The sequence below is a fragment of the Xenorhabdus lircayensis genome (genome assembly GCF_016306625.1).
Lineage (GTDB): Bacteria > Pseudomonadota > Gammaproteobacteria > Enterobacterales > Enterobacteriaceae > Xenorhabdus > Xenorhabdus lircayensis.
Genome location: NZ_JACOII010000077.1, coordinates 1 through 6,626 on the forward strand (window position 1 = coordinate 1; position 6,626 = coordinate 6,626).

Consider the following 6,626-nt stretch of genomic DNA (forward strand, 5'->3'; position numbering starts at 1 on the left):
CGTATGTCGCGTCAACAGGTGTATAAAATCATTCGGCAAACCAGTTTAAAGGCAAAATTGTCGATTTGCGCGAATCCGCACATGTTAAGGCATGCCTGTGGTTATGCACTGGCTGACAATGGAGTCGATACGCGCTTGATTCAGGACTATTTAGGCCACCGCAATATCCGCCATACAGTGCGCTATACCGCGAGTAATGCGGGTCGCTTTGAGACGATATGGGATGGCAAAGGAAAACGAAAACAGTTGACAATTAGTACCAAACTGTCAACTCATCTAAAACAGCTCTTTTTAAAGTTAGTTCATTTTTTTCTTATCTGCAAAATTCAACATAACTCACTGATATTGAATTACTGATAAATTCTTGTTTTTTGATTTAGCCCTCCTTCATGGTTCATCACATTTTTTCCTCTTTTCCTATGCAATTTTCCAATTCTATATACCACTCAAATACGAAAGATTAATTAACTTAAATGTTTGTTTAAGTTGGTTTATTTAACTTAAATATTGTCTTTATCAGATAAAAAATCCTCACTTGACAGTTTGGTACTAATTGTCAACTGGAAGTGGGGATAGCAACATCGCTCCGGGATGAGTCAATGGCACCAGCGTTTGATGACGGCTGGGGGGGATTATGTTGATTCTGAAGGTTTATAGACATGCTAAAGAAACAAGACAGGCAGTGGACAAATAAACAACATCATTTACTCAAACGGGTGGCCTGGGTGACTCTTTTTGCTCAGGTTGCCTTTCCGGTGGCGGGCACCTTCACGCCCGCCGGGGCGGCCGCCAAAGCCCCCCCGCTTGCACCGGAGAAGCGGCTGCCTCATTTGCAGACCCGGCCTTACCGCCTGACGGCCGGTGACAGTGTGAAAACCGTGGCGAAGCGGCATGGCCTGACGGTCACGGAGCTGAAAAAGCTCAACCAGCTGCGGACGTTCAGCAAACCCTTTACCGCGCTGGGCGCCGGCGATGAGATTGAGGTGCCCCAATCCCCCTCCGATACGCTGCTGGCGGACAGTCTGCGACAGGCCGCTACTCCCGAAACGCCCGCCAACACCGCAGAGAGTACGCTGGCGAGTGTGGCTTCCCGGGCCGCGGGTATGCTGAAAAGCGGCAACATTGTGGACAGCACCAAAAACCAGTTGCGCGGCATGGCGGTCAGCGGGGCCAATCAGATGGTGCAGAACTGGCTGCAACGTTACGGCACGGTCAAATTGCAGGCCAGTGTGGATGAGCGCGGACGTTTGGACGGCAGCCAGTTTGATATGCTGTTGCCGCTCTATGACACCGAAAAACAGATGGCCTTTACCCAGTTTGGCCTGCGCCATATTGACAGCCGCACCACCGCGAACTTTGGTCTGGGGCAGCGCCATTTCCTGGGGGCCGGCCTGTTCGGCTATAACGCCTTCCTTGACCACGACATGACCCGCGACCATACCCGTTTTGGCCTCGGCGCCGAATACGCCCGTGATTTTATGAAGTTCGGCGCCAACGGGTATTTCCGTGCCAGTGGCTGGAAAGACGGCAAGAAACTGAACGATTATGAAGAGCGTCCGGCCAACGGCTTTGACCTGCGCGCCGAAGGCTATGTGCCTGCCTATCCGCAACTGGGCGGCAAGCTCATCTATGAGCAGTACTTCGGTGATGAAGTCGGTTTACTGAGCGAAGCGCGCCGGCAGAAAAACCCGGCCGCCTTTACCGTGGGTGCCAGCTATACCCCCGTTCCGCTGGTCACTCTGGGGCTTGACCGCCGGCAAAGTGCGTCCGGCGGCGGGGAAACCCGGTTCAATCTGGGGCTGAACTATGAAATCGGCACCCCGTGGTCAAGGCAGGCTGACCCGGATGCGGTGGCCTTTAAACGCAACCTGCAAGGCGGGCGTTATGACCTGGTCGAGCGGAATAACCAAATCGTGCTGGAATACCGGAAGAAAAACCTGATCCGCCTGATGATGGAAAGCCGGATTAGCGGGCGGGGCAACGCCGTGATCCCGTTAAACGTCAGTGTCAGCACCCAACATGGCCTGAAAGAAATTGTCTGGGATACGGCAAATCTGGTCGCGGGCGGCGGCAGGCTGGAAAGCGTGAGTGCACCGGTGCAGGCAGCAACCCTGGCGGCGGAGCCGGTTCGCGGGGGCACCCGCTATCTGCTGACCCTGCCGCCGTACCATGACCGGGGCAATAACACCTACACCCTGTCCGGTATTGCCTATGACCATCAGGGCAACGCCTCTGACCGGATGGACGCGCAGATACAGGTGGTTTCTTCCGCCGTCAGCCCCGCCGGTTCCGGCTTTGAACCCGCCGAGAAATCGATGGTGGCCGACGGCAAAACCCAGACCGTGATCCGGCTGAAACTGACCGACAAAGACGGCAGGCCCGTGACCGGGGCGGCGGGTGACATCACATTGACCGATGATAAAACGCAACTGACCGGTGACGGTAAAGAACCGGCCCTGGGCACGGACGTGAAGGAAGTGCCGGAAGGCAGCGGCATTTATGAAGTCCCGGCCACCGCGGGCACCCGGCACGGCAAATGGAAAATCACCCCGACGGTGGACGGTCATGCACTGACCCCGACGGTCATCGATTTTGGTGATTCACTGGCCAACATGATAGACCCGGACCGCACCGAATTTAAGCCGGACAATGGCCCCCTGAACCAGGAAGGTGACAGTACCGACATCGTCCTGAACCTGAAAGACAAGGACGGCAACCCCATCACCGGGGCGGCAGATAAAATCACGCTGACCGATGACAAGAGTGAACTGTACGGCCAGACCCCCAACCCCACACTGGGGGCGGTCAGGGAAGACCCGCCGGGCAGCGGGATTTACAAGGCCAAAGTCACGGCCGGCAAGAAAAAAGGCACCTGGAAAATCACCCCGACGGTGGACGGCAAGGCGCTGAAACCGACCAATATTACCTTTGGTCAGTCCCTGACCGACATTGTTGATACTAAAGGCCCGGCCTTTACCCCGGCGACGAACGTGCTGGCGGCCAACAACGAAGACAGTACCCTTATGACGCTCCACCTGAAGGACAAGTCGGGTAAACCCATTCCGAACGCGCAGGACAGCATCACGTTTGACGACAACGGCGATCAACTGACCGGCGATGGCAAGAACAAACCGACCATCGATAAGGTGTGGGAAGCGCCGGAGAACAGCGGCATTTACCGGGTGAAGGTGAAAGCGGGTGATAAAACCGGCCCGTGGAAAATCACCACCAGGATAGACGGCAAGCCGCTGGAGACACCAACGGAAATCACCTTTGGCACCTCCACTGCCGATCTGATTGATCCGGATAACTCCGCGTTTATCCCGGAAAAAGGCGCGCTGCCCAATGAAGGCGACACTACCGTCATTACGCTGAACCTGAAAGACATCAATGGCCAGCCTGTCACCGGGGCGGAAAACAGCATCAACCTGATACCGGATAATCATGAGTTATACGGCCAGGGTGAAACCCTGCCAACCTACGGGAAAGCGAAAGAAGTGCCGCCGGGCAGTGGCACGTATGAAGTGCCCGTGACCGCCGGCGCGAAAAAAGGCCAATGGACGCTGACGCCGGACGTGTTCGGCAAGCGGCTGAAACGCCCGGCCACCATGACCTTTGGGCAATCACTGGCGGATATTCTGGATACCCAGGGCGCCACCGTTGAACCGGTGGATGGCAGTCATGCCCTGGCTGCGGATGGCGTCTCCACCAAAACCTTGCACGTTGTCCTGAAAGACAAACAGGGCCAGCCGGTCACGGGGGCGAAAGACAGCCTCAGGGTCAGTGGGTCTGGGCCATTGCAGGGTAACGGCAAAGATCCGCAGACAGGGAAAGTGAAAGAAGTCGCTGACGGGGTGTATGAAGTTATCGTCACGGCGGGTCAGAAAACCGGCCACTGGACGCTGACCACCACCGTGGACGGCACGGCCATGAAAAAAGAGACGGTGATTGAGTTTGATGAAAACAAAGCCCCCAGCGTCAGCGGACTGCAACTGGAAGGGGGGTTGCATGTTAACGGCGTCCTGCATGCCCTTTACCAGTTTGATGCCAAAGACGGTAACACCACTGACCGCTCGTTCTATGCCTGGGGCGAGAAAGGCACCACCGCGAAACAGGTCATGGCACTGGCGGAGGCCGCCGGGGTCAAAGAACCGGTGGAGTGGGTGCAGAAAAACGGGGAAGGCCGGGTTGCCGCCGGGGCAACCGGTCAGGACAGGGTGAAGTATACCGTTGAGAACAGTGATATCGGCAAGGTGCTGGAAGTGTCGGTACTGGCGGCTAACGAGGCGAATTTGCGGGCCAAAGCGCCGCAGACCACCGACGTAACCGACCCGCAGGCCAACAAGGGGATTACCGGCGGCAACGGCCAGGGCGGCGTGGCGGATCCGAAAGCCAAGCCCGGTATCGAGCAGATTGTCCTGAGCGGGGAGCTGGAAATCAATCAGCCCCTGACGGCCCGCTACACGTTTAATGCGAATGGCGGGGATGCCACCGACCTCTCCCAGTTTGCCTGGCATGAGAAGGATACCCCGGTGACAAAGTATGAACCTGTGCCGGACAAAACGGGCACCCTGACCACCAATCTGAAACCGGAGGATGCCGGGAAAACGATAGCCATTACCGTCAAGCCCATCAACGGTGACCACGAAGCCGGTGATCCCAAAACGGTGGATACCGGCATGACCGATACCGGCATCAACAAAACCACGTCTAAAGGAGCAAAACCGGGCACCATTCTGGATCCCGCGGCCAGACCCGCCATTGATAACCTGATGTTGACGGGAAATCTGTACGTCAATGAAATTTTGACCGCTCACTATGCATTCAGTCCCAACAATGGGGATACCACAGATAACTCCACCTATGTCTGGACCCGTTTTCAGCCGGAGGACAAACCGTCAGGGACAAGAGAGAAAATCCCTGATCCAGAATCTACGGGCGCTGTGGATGGAAAAAAAGTCCAGAGTGGGGCTATCCCCTCCTATACACTGGGTGAAAATGATGTCGGTAAACTGATCGAAATCACCATCACACCGAAAAACAGCAGGCAGAATGGTATCGGGAAACCCATTTCAGTCAATACGGGGCTGGACAATTCTGCACTCGTCGGTGGGGACAGTAAAGGCGGTATTATTAACCCGACCAATGGGCCTGTCATTGATAATTTAGCGATTCACGGTACGCTGGAAATGGGGCAACCGCTGACAGGTTCGTACTTCTTTAATCCTAATGGTGGGGGGGATCAGGATGATTCAATTTTTGCCTGGGGTATCAAATATCCGACATCCACCGATCCCAATGCGCCTAAATCCCCGGAAGAACTCGTCTCCGATTTAGGCAAAGATCCCAACCATGTCATTAAACCCGATATGAGCGGGACGGTTCCGGAATATATTCTGAAGCCCGAAGACAGCGGTCAAATTATCCAGCTCGCGATGGTTCCCCGTAACACCCTCAGTATGCGGGGTGAACAAATTGCCACGGACACCGAGCAGGAAACCAAGAAAGGATCTGTAACAGGCGGGAACTTAGATGGTACGGTAAAAGGCATAGCGGATGACTTTACTGTGGATGTGGACAAGGATAAGGCCAAAGCCAAAATTGATTTGGTTGAAAAAAAATCAGAGCCGATCGAGTTAACGATCAAAACCCAAAAGGATAATAAATCCATTGGTGGAGTGCCTGTAACCATTAATTTGTCAGCAGTCAGTCGCTATTTAAAAAGTACAGAGGCGCCTACTGTCGAATTGGAGGTTCAGAAAGGTGTTTTAGCCCAAAAACAAGGAAATACATATACTGGTCATACAGATGAGAAAGGCGATCTGGTTATCAAGATCATTGACCCTAATGGAAAAGGCGTGAAAACAACCTTGAAAGTGGCGGCTGAGGGGGCTAATGGTTCTCTTCCAACAAAGGATAAGGATGTTATCTTTACGGTGATTACCAGTCCTGATGTGGCTGTGGCTAATTATTGGGGGCATATGCATGAATTCATAGAATTCAAGGGAATAAAATATTATCGGACGCCATTACACAATGAATATCCAGGAACTAATGATGAAAATGGAACTATAGATAACGAAGACTGGGCATATTACAATACGATTGTGGTTGAAAAAGCTTGTACTAGAAATGGTAAAATTTTGCCAGATAGCACTGAATTAGTCGAATTAGGTCGTCATTATGCTATAAATCAGGTGAATACGAAATACGGTTGGCCAACATCCTGGCAGTATTATTCATCTAGTTTAGATTTCATTTCCTTGAAAGATGGTGACAATAGAGGTCCTGCTAATAAGTTAACAAATAGATTTGCGGCATGTCGTGATGCAAATTAGTTGAAATCTATCTTAAGGAGAGTTAATCGCCGGAGGTATGGTGGATGTTTATAACAAAGGCAACCAGCCGTAGAAATCTTCAGGTGTAATAGTTCTGACTCAAACTGCCCCCGAATTGTCATTACCAACAACAAGGGGCAGTTTTCTATTCTCAGTACCTATTCCGAACCCGAAAAACCTGACTCACCAGCACCAACACACCCACTACTAAATAAGCAGCAAAAACGCCAGTCAGCCATTGCGGCATATCCAGCGTTAAAAACGCCCACTGTTTCATTGAGCAATCCC

3 protein-coding genes are annotated in these 6,626 nt (G+C 53.0%); 2 read left to right on the forward strand and 1 reads right to left on the reverse strand.

The genetic code is table 11. The features are described from left to right. Both H8A87_RS19040 and H8A87_RS19045 read left to right on the forward strand, forming a co-directional pair. Positions 1-357, forward strand: a 357-nt coding sequence (locus H8A87_RS19040; protein WP_198691465.1) for a tyrosine-type recombinase/integrase, incomplete at its 5' end; no start/stop codon positions are given. 302 nt (positions 358-659) lie between these two features. Beyond that, positions 660-6,338 (forward strand): inverse autotransporter beta domain-containing protein, encoded by a 5,679-nt coding sequence (locus H8A87_RS19045; RefSeq protein WP_198691466.1) that lies wholly within the window; start codon positions 660-662, stop codon positions 6,336-6,338. Positions 6,339-6,489: 151 nt separating this feature from the next. Here the strand turns inward: H8A87_RS19045 and H8A87_RS19050 are convergent. Then, a partial coding sequence (locus H8A87_RS19050) for a disulfide bond formation protein B (RefSeq protein ID WP_198691467.1) occupies positions 6,490-6,626 on the reverse strand: 137 nt, incomplete at its 5' end.

Bases quoted from the DNA above. Each gene is read 5' to 3' on its own strand.
- H8A87_RS19045 (WP_198691466.1), top strand. From the start codon at position 660: ATGCTAAAGAAACAAGACAGGCAGTGGACAAATAAACAACATCATTTA.